Source organism: Phytoactinopolyspora halophila, from assembly GCF_003287285.1.
Lineage (GTDB): Bacteria > Actinomycetota > Actinomycetes > Jiangellales > Jiangellaceae > Phytoactinopolyspora_A > Phytoactinopolyspora_A halophila.
On sequence record NZ_QMIG01000037.1, the window covers coordinates 26,072 to 43,488 of the forward strand.

Annotated in this window: 18 protein-coding genes and 4 tRNA genes; 6 read left to right on the forward strand and 16 right to left on the reverse strand. The window is 65.1% G+C overall.

Translation table 11 applies throughout. From position 1 onward, the window contains the following. Window positions 1-39 precede the first annotated feature (39 nt). From rplJ to DPM12_RS20605, 7 genes are all read right to left on the reverse strand, one after another. Entirely contained in the window at window positions 40-594 is a 555-nt protein-coding gene (gene rplJ, locus DPM12_RS20575) for a 50S ribosomal protein L10 (protein WP_112260230.1), read from the reverse strand. Between the two features lie 411 nt (window positions 595-1,005). Next, entirely contained in the window at window positions 1,006-2,781 is a 1,776-nt protein-coding gene (locus DPM12_RS20580; protein ID WP_112260231.1) for an alpha/beta hydrolase, read from the reverse strand. A gap of 69 nt (window positions 2,782-2,850) precedes the next feature. Further along, window positions 2,851-3,561, reverse strand: a complete 711-nt coding sequence (rplA, locus tag DPM12_RS20585) for a 50S ribosomal protein L1 (RefSeq protein ID WP_112260232.1) — start codon at window positions 3,559-3,561, stop codon at window positions 2,851-2,853. Window positions 3,562-3,653: 92 nt separating this feature from the next. Further along, on the reverse strand, window positions 3,654-4,085 hold the full coding sequence (gene rplK / locus DPM12_RS20590) for a 50S ribosomal protein L11 (protein ID WP_112260233.1): 432 nt from the start codon (window positions 4,083-4,085) through the stop codon (window positions 3,654-3,656). A 63-nt stretch (window positions 4,086-4,148) separates the two neighbouring features. Then, window positions 4,149-4,922, reverse strand: coding sequence for a transcription termination/antitermination protein NusG (gene nusG / locus DPM12_RS20595; RefSeq protein ID WP_245951330.1), 774 nt, complete (start codon window positions 4,920-4,922; stop codon window positions 4,149-4,151). Between the two features lie 43 nt (window positions 4,923-4,965). Then, window positions 4,966-5,214, reverse strand: a complete 249-nt coding sequence (gene secE / locus DPM12_RS20600) for a preprotein translocase subunit SecE (RefSeq protein WP_112260235.1) — start codon at window positions 5,212-5,214, stop codon at window positions 4,966-4,968. A gap of 103 nt (window positions 5,215-5,317) precedes the next feature. Further along, window positions 5,318-5,390: transfer RNA gene (locus tag DPM12_RS20605), tRNA-Trp, on the reverse strand. Window positions 5,391-5,619: 229 nt separating this feature from the next. Here DPM12_RS20605 and DPM12_RS20610 point away from each other — a divergent pair. From DPM12_RS20610 to DPM12_RS20620, 3 genes are all read left to right on the forward strand, one after another. Next, window positions 5,620-6,237, forward strand: coding sequence for a hypothetical protein (locus DPM12_RS20610; RefSeq protein WP_112260236.1), 618 nt, complete (start codon window positions 5,620-5,622; stop codon window positions 6,235-6,237). Between the two features lie 129 nt (window positions 6,238-6,366). Beyond that, on the forward strand, window positions 6,367-7,599 hold the full coding sequence (locus DPM12_RS20615) for a pyridoxal phosphate-dependent aminotransferase (RefSeq protein ID WP_112260237.1): 1,233 nt from the start codon (window positions 6,367-6,369) through the stop codon (window positions 7,597-7,599). 135 nt (window positions 7,600-7,734) lie between these two features. Then, a complete protein-coding gene (locus tag DPM12_RS20620) occupies window positions 7,735-8,763 on the forward strand; it encodes an adenosine deaminase (RefSeq protein ID WP_211659186.1) in 1,029 nt (342 codons plus the stop codon). Window positions 8,764-8,812: 49 nt separating this feature from the next. Here DPM12_RS20620 and DPM12_RS20625 read toward each other — a convergent pair whose 3' ends face one another. The 8 genes from DPM12_RS20625 to DPM12_RS20660 all read right to left on the reverse strand — a co-directional run bounded on the left by DPM12_RS20625 (window position 8,813) and on the right by DPM12_RS20660 (window position 12,741). After that, entirely contained in the window at window positions 8,813-9,598 is a 786-nt protein-coding gene (locus DPM12_RS20625) for a PIG-L family deacetylase (protein ID WP_158542983.1), read from the reverse strand. Window positions 9,599-9,795: 197 nt separating this feature from the next. Beyond that, window positions 9,796-10,890, reverse strand: coding sequence for a UDP-N-acetylmuramate dehydrogenase (locus DPM12_RS20630; protein WP_112260240.1), 1,095 nt, complete (start codon window positions 10,888-10,890; stop codon window positions 9,796-9,798). A 48-nt stretch (window positions 10,891-10,938) separates the two neighbouring features. Next, window positions 10,939-11,391 (reverse strand): MaoC family dehydratase, encoded by a 453-nt coding sequence (locus DPM12_RS24385; protein WP_112260241.1) that lies wholly within the window; start codon window positions 11,389-11,391, stop codon window positions 10,939-10,941. Continuing rightward, window positions 11,384-11,836 carry a MaoC family dehydratase N-terminal domain-containing protein gene (locus DPM12_RS20640; RefSeq protein ID WP_112260242.1) on the reverse strand — a complete coding sequence of 151 codons (453 nt, stop codon included), beginning with the start codon at window positions 11,834-11,836 and terminating at the stop codon, window positions 11,384-11,386. Before DPM12_RS20640 ends, DPM12_RS24385 begins: the two co-directional genes overlap by 8 nt. Window positions 11,837-11,911: 75 nt before the next feature. Then, a complete protein-coding gene (rpmG, locus tag DPM12_RS20645) occupies window positions 11,912-12,082 on the reverse strand; it encodes a 50S ribosomal protein L33 (protein ID WP_112260243.1) in 171 nt (56 codons plus the stop codon). A 99-nt stretch (window positions 12,083-12,181) separates the two neighbouring features. Beyond that, a tRNA-Met gene (locus tag DPM12_RS20650) sits at window positions 12,182-12,255 on the reverse strand. Window positions 12,256-12,295: 40 nt separating this feature from the next. Then, window positions 12,296-12,368: transfer RNA gene (locus tag DPM12_RS20655), tRNA-Thr, on the reverse strand. 291 nt (window positions 12,369-12,659) lie between these two features. Further along, a tRNA-Tyr gene (locus tag DPM12_RS20660) sits at window positions 12,660-12,741 on the reverse strand. Window positions 12,742-12,886: 145 nt separating this feature from the next. Here DPM12_RS20660 and DPM12_RS20665 point away from each other — a divergent pair. Then, on the forward strand, window positions 12,887-13,381 hold the full coding sequence (locus DPM12_RS20665; protein ID WP_112260244.1) for a YajQ family cyclic di-GMP-binding protein: 495 nt from the start codon (window positions 12,887-12,889) through the stop codon (window positions 13,379-13,381). Between the two features lie 50 nt (window positions 13,382-13,431). Here DPM12_RS20665 and DPM12_RS20670 read toward each other — a convergent pair whose 3' ends face one another. Then, on the reverse strand, window positions 13,432-14,232 hold the full coding sequence (locus DPM12_RS20670; protein ID WP_112260245.1) for a M48 family metalloprotease: 801 nt from the start codon (window positions 14,230-14,232) through the stop codon (window positions 13,432-13,434). A gap of 190 nt (window positions 14,233-14,422) precedes the next feature. Between DPM12_RS20670 and DPM12_RS20675 the strand changes: the two genes are divergently transcribed. Next, on the forward strand, window positions 14,423-16,279 hold the full coding sequence (locus tag DPM12_RS20675; RefSeq protein WP_211659188.1) for a 2-oxoacid:acceptor oxidoreductase subunit alpha: 1,857 nt from the start codon (window positions 14,423-14,425) through the stop codon (window positions 16,277-16,279). A 17-nt stretch (window positions 16,280-16,296) separates the two neighbouring features. Next, window positions 16,297-17,331 carry a 2-oxoacid:ferredoxin oxidoreductase subunit beta gene (locus DPM12_RS20680; RefSeq protein WP_112260251.1) on the forward strand — a complete coding sequence of 345 codons (1,035 nt, stop codon included), beginning with the start codon at window positions 16,297-16,299 and terminating at the stop codon, window positions 17,329-17,331. Window positions 17,332-17,417: the final 86 nt, after the last annotated feature.

Here is a 17,417-nt window from a genome sequence, read left to right on the forward strand (position 1 = left end):
ATCTGGTGCTGGGTTGCCCCGGTCACGTTTCCCAACCGGTCAACCCTCGTCGTTGCTCTCCTTCGCGGAAGCGTCGCCGCCTTCCTCGACCTTCTGGCGGAGCGCGTCGACCACGCGGGCCGTCTGGGACAGTGGCGCGGCGAAGAGCGAAGCTGCGTTTTGCGTGGACGCCTTCAGCGCGCCGGCCAGCCTGGCCAACAAGACCTCACGCGACTCGAGGTCGGCGAGCCTCTTGATCTCGTCCGGCGTGACCGGCGAGCCATCGAACAGGCCGCCTTTCACGTCGAGAGCAGGGTGACTCTTGGCGAAGTCACGCAAGCCCTTGGCCACCGCGACCGGATCGCCCTTGACAAAGGCGATGGCTGACGGGCCTTCGAGATAGTCCTCGATCCCGTCCACCCCGGCCTCCTTGGCCGCGAGCTTGGTCAGCGTGTTCTTCACCACCGTGTACGACGCGTCCCCACCGAGAGAACGGCGCAGCTCCGTCATCTCCTTGACGGAGAGGCCGCGATATTCGGTCAACACGACGGCCGACGAGCTCCGGAACTCCTCGGCCAACTCGGCGACCGCGGCTGCCTTCTCAGCCCTCGCCATGGGACTCCTTATGACGTACGAATAGGTCGGTGCTGTCGACCACCGGATCTCGAGATCACGTTCGACATCGATCGATCTCAACAAGCCCGAACACGAAAAAGGCCCCGAGCGCAGGGCACGGGGCGGCTGTCATGTAGATAGACATGACACGTCGTCTTACGTACACCTGCGCAGGCCGTCCACATGCAGCGGAACCTTCGTCGTGCCCTGGGACACGAAACCGGCGGTCTTCGGCGTTTGTCATCATACGGCCGACGGCTCCGGTTCACAAAATGCTCGAACTCCCCACCCCACCGAGCCACCCCAGAATGATCATGTTTGGTACGTTTTCTCGGGCCGTACTACGTCTATAGACGTGTTATGGCCCGAGAAAACGTACCAAACATGATCATTCGGAAAAGGGGGAGCGGGTTACCAGAGGCGAGTGTCGTCTTCCAGATCGAACGACTGTACGTTCCCGCGCAGTTCGTCCAGGCGTTCTTCCGACCAGCGATGGTCGGGCGGTGCCACGTGGAGCCACGCGTCGACGAGCTCGCCACCATAGTTGTGCGCATGGCCCTCGGGCATCAGGCCAGACACCGCCATATCGGCAGTGAGCTGCCAGAACGTCACGAAGGGATACCAGTTGAAGTGTGGCAGCACATCCTCACCGGGCGGCTCGCGTAGCCAATCCGGCTCTGCCCAGATCAGTTCGGGAGACCAGAACGCCACCGGATCGGAAGCGTGCTGCAAGAACAACACTCTGGGCTCTTCCCAGCCCGTCGTATCGAGTGGCTGGTGCCAACCGCCCCAGAACCGGACCGTCTGCCCTCCCTCATACACCGGCAGCCGCTCCAGCGATCCGGGTTCCCGGTTCCGGGTGACCTCTTCTCGTAGCGGGTGCCATCGTGGAGAACCGACCCAGAGAGCGCCGTCAATCTTCGTCCCCAGCTCGTCGAGGTCTTCGAACGCGGCCGCGCTCCCCACAGCGCCAAAGCTCTCTCCGTAGACGAGCAACCGCGGCCGGGAGTCCTCCGGAAGCCGGGACCAACGTTCGTAAACGGCGTCGAAGAGTTCCTCACCGGAGATCTCCACCTGTTCGCGTTCGGCCAGGAACGAGAGCCAGCTCGGCAAGTACGAGTACTGGATCGAGACGATCGCGCTGTCACCGTTGTACAAGTACTCGAGGGCGTCGGCTGCTGCGTCGTCGACCCATCCGGTCCCCGTTGGCGTGACGACCACCAGCACTTCACGTTCGAAGCCGCCCGCGCGTTCGAGCTCTCGCACCGCGAGCGACGCCAGCCCCGGTGCCGTTTCGGCCGATTCCATGCCGATGTAGGTCCGTACCGGATCCAGAGCTGGGCGCCCGCTGAACTCTTCGAGCTCGGCCGCCGTCGGCCCATCGGAGATGAACTCTCTCCCTTTACGGCCCAACGAATCCCAGGTGACCAGCGAGTCGGGGCCACCGGAGTGAGTGGTGACCGGTGGCGGCCCGCGCTGTGCATCCGTGACTTGATTGATCGCCGCGAACGCGTTGTTGGCCACACCGAGCAACGACGGATACAGCACGCCGGTCCACGACCAGAACACGATCCCGGCCACGGCGAGTGCGGACCCGACGACGGCCACCGGGATCGGGACCCAGCGGGACAGGATCCGGCCCAGCCAACGTGACGCTCCCCGCAACAACCTCCCTATCGCCAGGAGCCCGACGAATAGGAGGAACGAGAAGAGCAAGATGAGCAAGTAGTGGCTCGGCCCCGGGCTCCCCACGTCCATGAGCTCCCGGAGTTCACTCTGCCAGCGGGCGGAGGCCACCAGGTACCAGGCAGACCAGCCGGCGACGTTGATGCCCAACAAGGTCCACGCGATCAGGACGGTCCGCCGATCCGGCCGCCAGCCTCGTCTGACACGTCGGACGGCGAACCGGATGATGGCGCCGATGAGGGCGCCGATGGTATAGCCCACCGCCGCGGTGACACCGGTAACGAGCGCCTGGTAATACCACGTCCGGGGCAGCAGCGAGGGTGTCAGTGACCAGGCGAAAAACGACGCCGCCCCGACGACACCGGCAAAGTCCAGACGAAGCCACGTCAGCAGCGGTCCGATGACCGGAAGCCGGAGAATCGCCGCGAACTGCCGTTCGACGGCGGGAAGCTGGCGCCACAACGGCTCCGCGCGCTCATACAGCGCGGACCTCATCGACATGCGTGCCACCCTTGCGAGAACGCCGGGCTCGGTGGAGCTGACCGCGCCAGCCCGAGCCCGGCGGAGGGGTCACGCGCCGGCCGGTCGCGGCACGCGAACCTTGCTGGGATCGATGGGGATGCCTGGACCCATCGTCGACGTGATCGTTGCCCGCTTCAGATAACGGCCTTTGGAGGACGCCGGCTTGAGCCGCACGATCTCCTCGATCGCTGCGTTGTAGTTCTCGAGCAACGCCTCATCGGAGAACGAGGCTTTGCCGATCACAAAGTGGAGATTGGCGTGGCGGTCCACCCGAAATTCGATCTTGCCGCCTTTGATGTCACTCACAGCTTTGGCGACGTCGACCGTGACAGTACCGGTTTTCGGATTCGGCATCAGGCCGCGCGGACCGAGGACACGGCCCAGACGGCCGACCTTGCCCATCATGTCGGGGGTCGCGACGACCGCATCGAAGTCGAGCCGGCCACCTTGTACTTCCTCGATCAGCTCGTCGCCGCCGACGATGTCGGCGCCAGCGTCGCTCGCCTCCTGAGCTTTCGGCCCGGCGGCGAAGACCAGGACCCGGGCGGTCTTGCCGGTGCCGTGCGGGAGGTTGACCGTGCCACGGACCATCTGGTCCGCCTTGCGGGGGTCGACACCGAGTCGTATCGCCACCTCGATCGTGGCGTCGTACTTGGTGACGGAGGTCTCTTTCGCCAGGCGGATCGCCTCGGCGGCGGTGTAGAGGCGGCCGCGATCGATCTTCTCGGCGGCTGCCCGGTAGGCCTTGCTGCGCTTCATCGATACTCCTCAAGTGTGTGGAGGTGTGGTACGGGCTAGCGCTGCCCTTCCACAAGCTGGGCAATCCGCATCGCCCAGCGCGAGCTGTACATCTACTCGTTGATCTTTACGCCCATCTGGCGCGCGGTTCCAGCGACAATCTTCTCGGCAGCGTCGAGGTCATCCGTATTGAGATCCGGCATCTTCTGCTCGGCGATACCACGGATCTGATCACGCGTGACCGTGCCGACCTTGTTCCGGTGCGGCTCGCTGGAACCCTTATCCACGCCAGCCGCCTTCAAGATCAGCTTGGCTGCCGGTGGCGTCTTGGTGACGAACGTGAACGAGCGGTCTTCGTAGACCGTGATCTCGACCGGCACGACGTTGCCACGCTGAGCCTCGGTGGCTGCATTGTAGGCCTTGCAAAACTCCATGATGTTCACGCCGTGCTGACCGAGCGCCGGGCCGACGGGCGGCGCGGGCGTGGCCTGACCGGCCTGGATCTGGAGCTTGATCAGGCCTGCGACTTTCTTCTTCGCGGGCATCTTCTCGGGTCCTCTTCGTTCCTCGTTGGTCGTGGACGGCTCGGGCCGCCCCGTAGCACCCTGCTACAGCTTCTGAATCTGGTTGAACGAGAGCTCGACCGGCGTCTCGCGACCGAAGATCTCGACCAGGCCCTTGACCTTCTGCGAATCGGTGTTGATCTCGTTGATGGTCGCATGCAGCGTGGCAAACGGACCATCGACGACCATCACCGAATCACCGACCTGGAAGTCGACGACCTCCACCGGCTTCTTCTCGTCCGTCGTCTTCTTGACCGGCTCCTTGATCTCCGGCGCGAGCCACCGCTCGACCTCGGACAGCGTCAGCGGCAACGGTTCATGCCCGTGCCCGACGAATCCGGTGACGGCCGGCGTGTGACGGACCGCGGCCCAAGACTCGTCCGTCATCTCCATTCGCACGAGCACGTAACCGGGAAAGCGATTGCGCTTGACCATGCGCCGCTGCCCGCCCTTGATTTCGGCTACTTCCTCGGTCGGCACCTCGACCTCGAAGATGTAGTCCTCCATGTTGAGGCTGACGATCCGGTTCTCCAGATTCAGCCGGACACGGTTCTCCATACCGGAGTACGTCTGGATCACGTACCATTCGCCCGGCTTGGCCCGAAGGGCGCGGCGAAACTCCGCGAGCGGGTCTTCTTCCTCGCCCTCCGCTTCGTCGCTCTCCGCGCTGGACGAGCTCACCGAATCCGGTGCCTCGGCGGCGCCTTCCTGGCCGCCGACGTCCTCCACGGCCGGGGCGTCAGACTCTGCGCCGGTCACGTCCTGCTCCGGCTCCATCGCGGCAGCCTCGTCGTCGATGGGCGTGTGCTGTTCGGACACGGTGCGGACTTCTTCCTCCTGGTAGCTTTCCTGCATGGGCGGGTCAGCCGAATATCTCGATTATCGCCCAGCCGAAGCCCAGGTCGAGCACGGAGACGATGGCAATCATGATCGCGACGAACACGAGCACCACCGCCGTATACGTCAACAGCTGCTGGCGCGTCGGGTAGACGACCTTGCGAAGCTCGGCCACCACCTGCCGGACCCACAGCGACAGGCGCGCGATCGGCCCGCGCCGCCTCGGCTGACGCGGACGGTCGGGCGTGGCGGTCTGACCGCTCGTCTCCGTCACGTACTTACCTCGCTTGATCCTGGATTTTCACCGCCCACGCGGGGCGGTAGCTGGTGCCGGCACGGCCGCCACGCCGCGTCCGGGACGCGGCACTGGCGACCAGCAGGGCAGGAGGGACTCGAACCCCCAGCCGCCGGTTTTGGAGACCGGTGCTCTGCCAATTGAGCTACTGCCCTTCGGGGTGTGGCCGCACATACCACCCTAGCGCCGCAGGCACACTCCGGCACGGATCCACGACCACCGAAGACAAGAGTGTACGGGGTAAGGGGCGCGAAGGTCGAACTCGCGTCACAATACGGGGTGGGAAAGCGACCGAATTCGCGGATCGACAACGCCGCCAGCTAGAGTTCCAGCAGAGGACTTGTCTCGTACCGGCAAGGATGTCGATCATGTGGGAGCGCTGAGATGAGCGGCAGCACACCAGGCGACGACGCTGGCTCGGGTTCCCGGTGGAATCCGTTCAGCATGCCCAGCGGGCGGCGTGATCCGGAGCAATCATCGTGGGGCGATGAGCACTCGTCGGCATCGTGGGGTTCGGGATCGCCAGAACGAGCAGGTCACGGCGCGCCGCATCCGCCACGTCAGCTCGTGCTCGCCGTCAGGCTGATGTATATCGGAGCCGCCATCTTCGGGCTCAATCTCCTGTTCTTTCTTGTCAACGCCGAGAACATACGTACCGAGCTACGCGAGAGTCTCCAGACAGAGGACGAACTCGGCGTGGAACAACTCGAAAGCCAGGCCGACACCATCTACGCGTCAGGTGTCGGCATGCTGATCGTCGGCATTCTCCTCTGGCTCTGGATGGCGCGCGCCAACAAGCGCGGCCGCTACTGGGCGCGGATCGTCGCCACGATTCTCGGTGGGATGTACATCATCTTTGCCTTGTTCAGCCTCCTGGGGGCACTCACCTTGGCGTCGGTCATCACTGCCGTCACGATCGCGATCGCGGCAAGCGCGCTGGTTCTCATGTACCGGCCCGAATCGAGCGAGTACTACCGGGCCATGTCGCCACGCGTGTACTGAACCGTCCCCACGGGTGCCGCTCGGGTACCGCCGCATCAACAGCCCCATGGTGAGCCACCATGGGGCGCGCATCGGGAGCCCGGACAACTCCTTGGCGCGCCGCCCCAGGGTGATGCCAAGATAAGCGGCATGACCCTGGCATCCTCCGCCGGCGCCCCGTCCGGCGCTTCGCGTTCCCGAATATCGAACCGCATCTCGGCCATCACCGAGTCCGCCACGCTAGCCGTCGACGCCAAGGCCAAGGCGTTGAAGGCCGAGGGCCGTCCCGTTATCGGGTTCGGCGCCGGCGAGCCGGACTTCCCCACACCCGAGTACATCGTCGAGGCAGCCGCAGCCGCGTGCCGCGACCCGAAGAATCACCGCTACAGTCCGGCCGGCGGGCTTCCCGAGCTGAAGGAAGCGCTGGCGGCAAAGACCGCTCGGGATTCCGGTTACGAGGTCGATCCTTCCCAGGTGCTCGTCACCAACGGCGGCAAACAAGCCGTCTACGAGGCGTTCGCCACGATCATCGACCCGGGTGACGAAGTCCTGCTCCCCACTCCGTACTGGACGACGTACCCGGAGGCCATCAAGCTCGCAGGCGGGGTGGCAGTCGAGGTGATTACCGACGAGAACACGGGCTATCGGGTGAGTATCGAGCAGCTCGACGCCGCCCGCACCGATCGCACCAAGGTGCTGCTGTTCTGCTCGCCGTCCAACCCGACGGGTGCCGTGTACCCGCCCGGCGAGGTCCGGGACATCGGCCTCTGGGCCCACCAGAACGGAATCTGGGTCGTGACCGACGAGATCTACGAACATCTCACCTACGGGGATACGTCGTTTGCATCCATGCCCGTGGAGGTGCCCGAGCTCGCCAGCACGTGCCTCGTCTTGAACGGCGTGGCCAAGACCTATGCCATGACCGGCTGGCGGGTGGGCTGGCTCATCGGGCCCACCGACGTGGTCAAGGCCGCGACCAACCTGCAATCGCACGCCACGTCCAACGTCGCCAACGTGTCGCAGCGAGCCGCTCTCGCCGCCGTCACTGGTGATCTCGCGGCCGTCGCGACGATGCGCGCAGCCTTCGACCGCCGACGCCACACGATCGTGTCGATGCTCAACGAGATCGACGGTGTGCACTGCCCCGAACCGCAGGGCGCGTTCTATGCTTACCCGTCGGTCAAAGGTGTGCTCGGACGTCAGATCGCGGGTCGTACCCCGCGGACGAGCGTCGAGCTCGCCGAGGTGATCCTTGAGGAGGCCGAGGTCGCGGTCGTGCCGGGCGAGGCTTTCGGGCCGAGCGGATACCTCCGGCTCTCCTACGCCCTCGGAGACGACGACCTTGCCGAGGGCATCGGGAGGATCCAACGGCTGTTGGGCTGAACTACGTGAGCTGAATCGCGCATCCAGGTAGTGAGCGGGCACGCGGTCACGGGAGAAGGGAAGGACGCCAACGGGGGCGTGAATCCTGCCACAAGTGCGTCGCGCAGCGCCCCCGATCGAAGGCACAGTATGTATGTGACCCTTCGTGATCTCAGTTTGCTCCCCAAGGCCCACCTCCACCTGCACTTCACCGGATCGATGCGGCATTCCACTCTGGTGGAACTCGCGGATCAGCACGGCATTCGGCTTCCGGACGCCCTGCGGGACGAGTGGCCACCGCGACTTTCCGCCGCAGATGAGAAGGGGTGGTTCCGGTTCCAACGCCTCTACGATCTCGCGCGATCTGTCCTTCGCACCGAGGCGGACGTGCGCCGGCTACTGTTCGAGGCAGCGGAGGACGATGCCGCCGAGGGATCCCGGTGGCTGGAGATCCAGGTCGATCCATCCGGGTACGGAAACCAGTTCGGCGGCATCACGGCGTTTACCGATCTCGTCCTGGACGCCGCACGAGATGCGGCTGAACGCCACGACATCGGCATCGCCGTGATCATCGCCGCCAATCGGACCCGTCACCCGCTCGACGCGCGGACCCTGGCTCGGCTCGCGGCGAAGTACGCGGGACGCGGGGTTGTGGGCTTCGGCCTGTCCAACGACGAGCGGCGCGGCGTGACCGAGGACTTTGCCCGCGCCTTCAAGATCGCTCGCCGGGCGGATCTGATCGCGGCACCACACGGAGGCGAGCTCCGTGGACCGGACAACATCTGGTCCTGTCTCGACGAACTCGACGCGCACCGTCTCGGGCACGGGGTGCGCGCCGTGGAGGACCCCGCGCTCTTGTCGCGCGTCGTCGAGGAGAACGTGACACTCGAGGTCTGCCCCGCGTCAAACGTGTCACTGGGCGTGTACACGGATCTGCCGAGCGTCCCCCTCGAGGTACTGCAGCGAGCGGGAGCGCAGATCGCGCTGGGCGCCGACGACCCGCTTCTGTTCGGGTCTCGCTTGCTGGATCAGTACGAAACGGCGCGCCAGGTACACGGGTTCAGCGACGCCGAACTCGCCGCCTTGGCTCGTTCATCGGTTCACGGCTCAGCTGCGCCGTCGGATATTCGAAAGCGCATGCTCGAGGACATCGACGCGTGGCTGGCGGCCCCTGCCGACGAGTAGCCCGACGGGAACGACGACGGGCAACCGCTGTTGGGGAGACACGCTGGGCTCAGCCCGGCACGGCGGCCGCTGCCTGACGATCGCCCACGATGTCGAGGATCCCCGGTGCACCGGATCGGACGTACCATTCGTACCCATACGCCACGTCGAACGCTTCGTGGCTGACCTCGTCGGCCTCGATCTGGCTGGCGTGCGCGGCGATCGCGGCACGCTTGCTGCGCAGTTCGGAGGGAGTCGCGGCCAGCATGAGCTCGACCTCGGAGGAAGGGACGCCGTACGGGAGTGCCGTAGCGCGGGCCGCAGCGTGAACGAGGTGCGGGCGGGCGTCGTGCAAATGGTCGCGGTCCACGGTTGCCTGGTATGCGGTCACGCCGGTGAGCTCGGCTGTCATGGTGCCGATCCGATGCGCTGCGACGTGATCCGGGTGTCCGTAGATTCCCGACGCGTCGTCGTGCACGATCGCCTCCGCGTTCTCCTCTTCGACGATGGCTGCCAGACGGCGCGCCATGAGCTGGACATCGGCCGTGACGAGGGCATCCGGGTGGAGGTTGTCAGCCGCACCCGGCAGCCCGGAGTCGCGCCGGCCCAGGAGGACCAGCCGTGACACGCCGAGCAGCTCGGCAGCACGCTCGACCTCGGCGATCCGGCGTCCGGTAAGCGTCTCGTCCACGTCGAGCGGAACGCGCACCTCTCCGAGATCGCCGAGCGTCGCGGTGACGAGAACCACTCGCGCGCCGCGATCCGCAAGACGGCGCAGCGTCACCCCGGTGAAGATGGCTTCGTCGTCGGGATGAGCGTGCAAGACGAGTATGGTGCGACCGTGTAGCGTGATCATCATTACCTGCTGACGAGATGGCCCGAATCGGGCGACGGACGATGGTCGAGACGTCGAGTACGTGCGTCAGCGACAACAACAGCAGGCGACGGCAGCGCGGGCCCGACCGGCCTCGGCGAGAATCTGCGCATCGATCACGGAGGGAATTGTGCCACAATCCGGCTCGGCACGCATACCCGCATGCCGGAGTCGGCCACCTACAGCGTGCAGCCCACCAACACAGGCTCGTTGGTCAGCTCGATTCCGAACACGTCCCGCACGCACGCGCGGATCTCGCGCGCCAACGCCAGCAACTCGTCGGTCGAGGCGCCACCCCTGTTCGTGAGCGCGAGGGTGTGCTTGGTCGACAACGAGACCCGGGCATCCGGACGATCATTCCCGCCATCGGTACCGGCCGTCGACGGATATCCACGCCCGAAACCGGCATGTTCGATCAGCCATGCCGCGCTGGTCTTGATCTTTCCATCGGGCTGGGACCACCGCGGGGCACCCTCCGGCAGCCGGTCGGCATCGGCGGCGTCGAGCACCGGGTTCGTGAAGAACGATCCGGCACTCCAGGTGTCGTGGTCTGCGGCGTCCAGGACCATGCCCTTGCGTCGCCGCAGCTCGAGGACGGCAGCGCGCACGTCGTCCAGCGGGGCACGCTCGCCCGGCTGCACGCCGAGTTTCCGGGCCAGTTCCGCGTAACCGACGGGGGCGCCGAGCGTGCCCTGCCGCAGCTGATAGCTGACGGACAGGATGACATAGCGTTCGGAGCCCTTGAAGCGGCTCTTCCGGTACTCGAATCGGCAGTCGGCGTTGGCAAAGGTCCGAACACGCTGATCGACCCGATCGTACGTCCGAACGGTCCAGATCGTCTGCGCCACGTCCTGTCCGTACGCACCAACGTTCTGCATCGGTGTCGCACCCACGGCACCGGGGATGCCGGACAGCGCCTCGATTCCCACCCACCGCTCACCTACGGCGCGCTCGACCAGTTCATCCCACGATTCGCCCGCAGCCACAGTGACGATGACCCCACCACAAGCCGCGAGGTCATCAGCTTCACATCCCGCAGAATCGACATCGACGCCCCTGGTCGCGACGCGAACTACGGTGCCCTCGAAACCCTCGTCCGCGACGACGAGGTTGGATCCGCCACCGAGGACGAGGACCGGCTCGCCACGCGAATCGCATTCTCGTACCGCGTCGATGAGATCGGCCTCGGTCTCGGCATCGACGATCCGCTTGGCCGGTCCGCCGAGCCGCAGCGTGGTGAGCTCGGACAGGGGAATCCCGGACCTCTCCACCATCAGTGCTCCTCGCCGTGGAACCCGGGTAGAACGTATCGGAGCGGCCCGCTACGAGGACTCGCCGGCACCGGTGTGGCTTCCTGGCGGGCGCGTCAGCGCACGAGCCTGGGTCAGAACCTTCTGCTCGTCGACCCGAACGTCGAGTTCGACGGCCACCAGGCCATCATCACGCAGCTCGGCGACCGTGCCGGTGACGTCGACGGCCACGCCCTCGTCGTCATCAGGAACGACGACCGGACGGGAGAACCGGACGCCGTACTCGACTACGGCTGCCGGATCACCGAGCCAATCCGTGAGCAGCCGGCCGGCCAGTGCCATCGTCAGCATCCCGTGCGCCAGGACGCCGGGCAGCCCGACCGATTTCGCGACCCGGTCGCTCCAATGGATGGGGTTGAAATCGCCGGAGGCGCCAGCGTAGCGGACAAGATTCTCCCGCGTGATTCGATACTGTGCCGAGGCCACGACCTGTCCAACTGTCAGATCTGTCCGATCCTCACGCATCGCTCTCCTCCTCCGGCCGGATGAGCAGCGTGGCCTTGGCCGTGCACACGTGGGTATCAAGGGCGGCGTTGCGGACCTCGTTGCGGATCGTCAAGAGGTCGTTGCCACCTACCTGCCGGATCGCGTCGAGCGTCGTGGTGGTCTCGACGAGTTCGCCGACGACGAGAGGTCTGGCGTACGTGAATCGTTGATCGACATGTACCAGCCGGGCGAACTCGATCCCCAAGTCGTCCATCAGCAACTCGAACCCGCGCATCACCGGGATCATCGCGAACGTCGGTGGCGCGACGACATCCTGGTGTCCGTGCTGCCGGGCTGCTTCGGTCTCGGTGTATACCGGGTTGGGATCGCCGATCGCCTCAGCGAATTCTCGAACCTTCTCCCTGCTCACCTCATACGGTTGCGGCGGGTACACACGTCCAACGACGGAAGGATCGATAGCCATGGCGTCGCGTTATCGACGTTCGGTCTCGACCGGGCGGCGTGCCGCGGTCCGACCGTGCTGGACGAATCGCATCGATCAGCGGGTCTCGCGATGCGGCGTGTGAGTGCGACAGCGAGCGCAATACTTCTTGAGCTCGAGCCGGTCGGGATCGTTACGCCGGTTCTTCCTCGTGATGTAGTTGCGCTCCTTGCACTCCGTGCATGCCATGGTGATCTTCGGACGGATGTCAGCGGTCTTGGCGGCCACGGGTGCCTCTCTTAGGGTTCAACGACTACGAACCTAGCAAGGATAACCGGCGCTCGAGCGAATCTTCGAATCGTGCGGACACGCCCGGGCCGGCCACAGTAGCGGGGGCGGGACTTGAACCCGCGACACCACGATTATGAGCCGTGTGCTCTGACCACCTGAGCTACCCCGCCAAGTCCGGTCCCGCCGCCCTCAGGCTGCGGGATCGTCCAGAGCCCCAATACGGAATCGAACCGTAGACCTTCTCCTTACCATGGAGACGCTCTGCCGACTGAGCTATTGGGGCACATGCGCGAGACGAGGGTACACAACCCGGCAGCATCGACGCGAATCCATTCCATGATCGACTCGCATTGATCATGTCGGCCAGTGTCGAAGTCACGCCGGATACCCTCGTGCCCGATTGCCACGACAAGACTACCAAGCACGCCGGCCGGCACGGCCACCGTGCCTCGCCGTCAGCGTCACGACGAACATCAAACGAGAAGTCAGGAAACGCCGACGACTGTGGCCGGAGCAGGACCGCCCTGGACCCGAGGGGGTCCAGGGCGATGCCGAACGTTCTCAACGAACGCCGTGGCAGGTGTAGGATTCGAACCCACGTAGGCTGTGCCGGCTGATTTACAGTCAGCTCCCTTTGGCCGCTCGGGCAACCTGCCGTAGACCGGCACCTCGGCTCGGTCCGGATGAGAGAATACCTCATAGCCCGTGTAGCTCGGCAACTCGGTTCGCGGCACGATCCAGGCCGATCAGCGCCGGCGCCGCCCACACCGCGACAAGTCCGTACATGACAAGGAGTATCAGGTGGCAGGCGAGTCTTCGTTCGACGTCGTCAGCAAGATCGACAAGCAAGAAGTGGACAATGCCCTCAACCAGGCAGCCAAGGAAATCTCCCAGCGCTTCGACTTCCGCGGCACGGAAGCCGCCATCCGTTGGCACGGCGAGTACGGAGTAGAGATGGAGGCCTCCGCCGAGGACCGCGTCCTGGCCGTGCTTGACGTGTTCAAGAACAAGCTCGTCAAACGCCAGGTGTCGCTCAAGGCCCTGGATGCGGGCGAGCCCAAAGCGTCAGGCAAGCTCTACAAGATCGTCGCCAGCTTGCAGGACGGCCTCGACCAGGAGCAGGCGAAGAAGGTCACGAAGGTGATCCGGGACGGGGGCCCCAAGGGCGTCAAGACCCAGGTCCAAGGCGACGAGGTCCGCGTGTCGGCGAAGAAGAAAGATGACCTTCAGGACGTCATGACGCTTCTGAAAGAACAGGATTTCGACTTCGCGATCCAGTTCACCAATCTGCGCTGAACACCTCGAGGATCGCTTCCCGACGGACCGGCAACGGTGCGTTCACCGCCTCAGCGGCGGTAGCCGGCAAGGTGCTCGAGGCGAGCGATACGTTCGGCGGTCGAGGGGTGAGAGCGGAACAACCGCCAGTATCCCGTCGAACGCAACGGACTAGTGATCATCAAATGGCTCGCGGCTACCACGCCCGGCTCGGTGGGAAGCACCAGCGCGCGACCCGCGGCGTCGAGCTTGCGCAGCGCCCGTGCCAGGGCGAGAGGCTCGCCTATGACGCGTGCGGCCTCGCGGTCGGCCTCGAACTCCCGGGACTCGCTCACGGCGAGACGCGCCCAGGCAGCCATGAGCACGCCCGCCGGTGGTATGGCCATCGCGACGCGGGTCAGTGCTACCGCGACGCAAGCCGGGACGGTATCACGGTGCCGAATGTGCGCCAGTTCGTGACCGATGACTGACCGCAGCTCATCAACGTCGAGCTGATCGAGAGCACCTTGTGTGAGACAGATCACCGCATGGTCGGGGTGCCGCCCAGCGGCGAACGCGTTCACAGCCGGAGTCGGACTGACATAGACGCGTGGCATCGGAACCCGGCTGCGGGTCGTCACGTCCCGCACGATCCGGCACAATTCCGGCTGCTCGGCTTCACCGACGGGATAGGCGTGCATGGCCCGGACGGCTACTGCCACTCCCCGCACCCAGGCGTACCCACCGAACACGACGACGAGAACCAGTGCGACCGAGATTCCCACCGGACCGAAGATCGACCCCCCGAGCACGAGCACCGATGCCGGAACGGCGAGCAGTACGACGGCTCGTAGCTGGTTGCGCCACGCCCGGCAGACGTGAATCTTCAGCATGCTGGGCACACAGGCCGAACGTCTGGTGCAGGTCGTCGGTTCCATTTTCTGGACGCGATGGAATAAGGAGGGTGCCTCTCACGCTATGGACGACAAGGCTCGTCACTCAGGCTTGCCTTACCATGGACAGGAGACAGGCCCCCACGCGCGCCCCTGAAAGGCGCCCACACGCAGGAGGCATCGACACGCCGTGACGGCGAAAGAGGTCCGCGAACTCGATCGCGTGGTGATCCGGTTCGCCGGTGACTCCGGTGACGGCATGCAGCTCACCGGCGATAGGTTTACCGCAGAGACGGCATCGTTCGGTAACGATCTGTCAACATTGCCCAACTTCCCGGCGGAGATCCGGGCCCCGGCAGGCACGCTGCCGGGTGTCTCGAGCTTCCAGCTACACTTCGCCGATCATGACATCCTGACTCCCGGCGATGCTCCGGATGTCCTGGTCGCGATGAACCCGGCAGCGCTGAAGGCCAATCTCGCCGACCTTCCCAAGGGCGCGACGATCATCGCTGACACCGCCGAGTTCACGTCGAGAGCGTTGAAGAAGGTCGGCTATACGTCGAACCCGTTGGAAGACGGCAGCCTGGCAAGCTACAAGGTTCATGCGGTCGATCTGACCGGCATGACCATGAAGGCGCTCGAGCCGTTCGGGCTCAGCCGCAAGGAAGCGTCCCGCTCGAAGAACATGTTCGCGCTCGGCCTGCTGTCGTGGATGTACGGACGATCCATCGACGGCACGGTCACGTTCTTGCAGTCCAAGTTCGCCACCAAGGCGGCGATCCGCGATGCGAACATCAGCGCCGTCAAGGCCGGATGGAACTATGGCGAGACCACCGAGGATTTCGCCGTCTCGTACCAGATCAAGCCGGCGCCGACGCCCCCCGGCACGTACCGGAACATCACGGGGAATACGGCGCTCAGTTACGGGCTGGTCGCCGCGTCCCGCCAGTCGTCACTTCCGCTCTTCCTCGGGTCGTACCCGATCACTCCGGCCTCGGACATCCTGCACGAGATGTCCAAGCACAAGAAGTTCGGCGTGCGCACCTTCCAGGCCGAGGACGAGATCGCCGGCGTGGGCGCGGCACTCGGAGCGTCGTTCGGCGGATCCCTGGGAGTCACCACCACCTCGGGGCCGGGAGTCGCGCTGAAATCCGAGACCGTCGGGCTCGCGGTGGCCCTCGAGCTCCCCCTGATCATCGTCGACGTGCAGCGAGGTGGCCCCTCCACGGGGTTGCCGACGAAGACCGAACAGGCTGACCTGTTGCAAGCGATGTTCGGGCGGAACAGCGAGGCGCCCACGCCGATCGTTGCTCCTGCCTCCCCGGCCGATTGCTTCGAGATGGCCCTGGAGGCAGCCCGGATCGCCGTGACGTATCGCACTCCGGTCTTCTTGCTCTCCGATGGCTACCTGGCCAACGGATCCGAGCCGTGGGCGATTCCGGACGTCGAGACGCTGCCCACCATTGATCCCGGATTCGCGACGGAGCCGAACCACCATTCGGATGATTCCGCGGAATTCTGGCCCTACCTTCGGGATCCGCAGACACTGGCCCGGCCCTGGGCGATTCCGGGCACTGCCGGCCTCGAACACCGCGTGGGCGGTCTGGAAAAGGCCGACGGCACGGGCAACGTCTCCTACGATCCGACCAATCACGACTACATGGTGCGCACCCGGCAGGCGAAGGTCGACGGTGTCGACGTGCCCGACCTCGAGGTCGACGATCCCACCGGGGATGCCCGGCTGCTGGTGTTGGGCTGGGGTTCGACGTATGGCCCCATCGGCGCGGGGGTACGCCGGGCACGCCGGGCAGGACACTCCGTCGCGCAAGCGCACCTGCGCTATCTCAACCCCCTTCCGGCCAATACCGGTGAGATCTTGCACCGGTACGAACGCGTTCTGCTGCCAGAAATGAATCTCGGCCAGTTAGCGATGTTGCTCCGCGCCCGGTACCTGATCGACATCATCGGCTACAACCAGGTTCGCGGGCTGCCGTTCAAGGCCGAAGAGCTCGCCGACATCATCATGAAAGAGGATGATCAACTGTGACCGCCACTGAACTCGGCATGCCCGGTCTCGATGGCGTCCCCACGACGGACGTCGCGCAGACCAAGAAGGAGTTCTCCAGCGATCAAGAAGTTCGCTGGTGCCCGGGCTGTGGCGACTACGCCGTCCTCGCCGCCGTCCAGGGATTCTTGCCAGACCTCGGCCTCGCGCGGGAGAACATCGTCTTCATCTCTGGCATCGGCTGCGCCGCGCGCTTTCCGTACTACATGAACACGTACGGCCTGCACTCGATCCATGGCCGGGCACCGGCCATCGCCACCGGACTCGCCGCGTCCCGGCCGGACTTGTCGGTCTGGGTCGTCACGGGAGATGGAGACGCGCTGTCCATCGGTGGCAACCATCTCATGCACGCCCTGCGACGCAACGTGAACATGACGATCTTGTTGTTCAACAACAGGATCTATGGCCTGACCAAGGGGCAATACTCTCCCACCAGCGAACAGGGCAAGATCACAAAATCCACACCGATGGGGTCACTCGACGCCCCGTTCAATCCGATCTCTCTCGCGCTCGGCGCGGAGGCGACGTTTGTCGCCCGCACCATCGATTCCGATCGAGCGCACCTGACCTCAGTCCTACACGCTGCCGCAGCGCACCGGGGCACGTCGCTCGTGGAGATCTATCAGAACTGCAACATCTTCAACGATGGCGCGTTCGAGATCCTCAAGAATCGTGACACCCGCGAGGAAGTTCTCATCCGCCTCGAACATGGCGAACCGGTCCGTTTCGGTGCCAACGCCGAACACGGCATCCGGCGCAACCCCAACACCGCCGGACTCGAGGTGTGCGGCGGCGATGACCCGGCCGTCGTTGTCCACGATGCCCAGGCACCGGACCCGAGCCGAGCTTTCGCGCTCTCCCGGTTGGCCGACCCGGGGACCCTGGCTCGCACCCCGATAGGGATCTTCCGCCAGGTCGAACGACCCACCTATGGCGATCTGATGAATGATCAGGTCGATCAGGCAGTCGCCACCCAGGGTCCTGGTGATCTCGCCGGACTGCTGCACGGAGGCGACACCTGGACCGTGGAGTGAGGCGCATCGGCGCCATCATCCCGGACGCCTAGGGCATGTCTGACAAATGTGCGGTCCAAGCGATCACTGCGTTGAGCATGACAGCA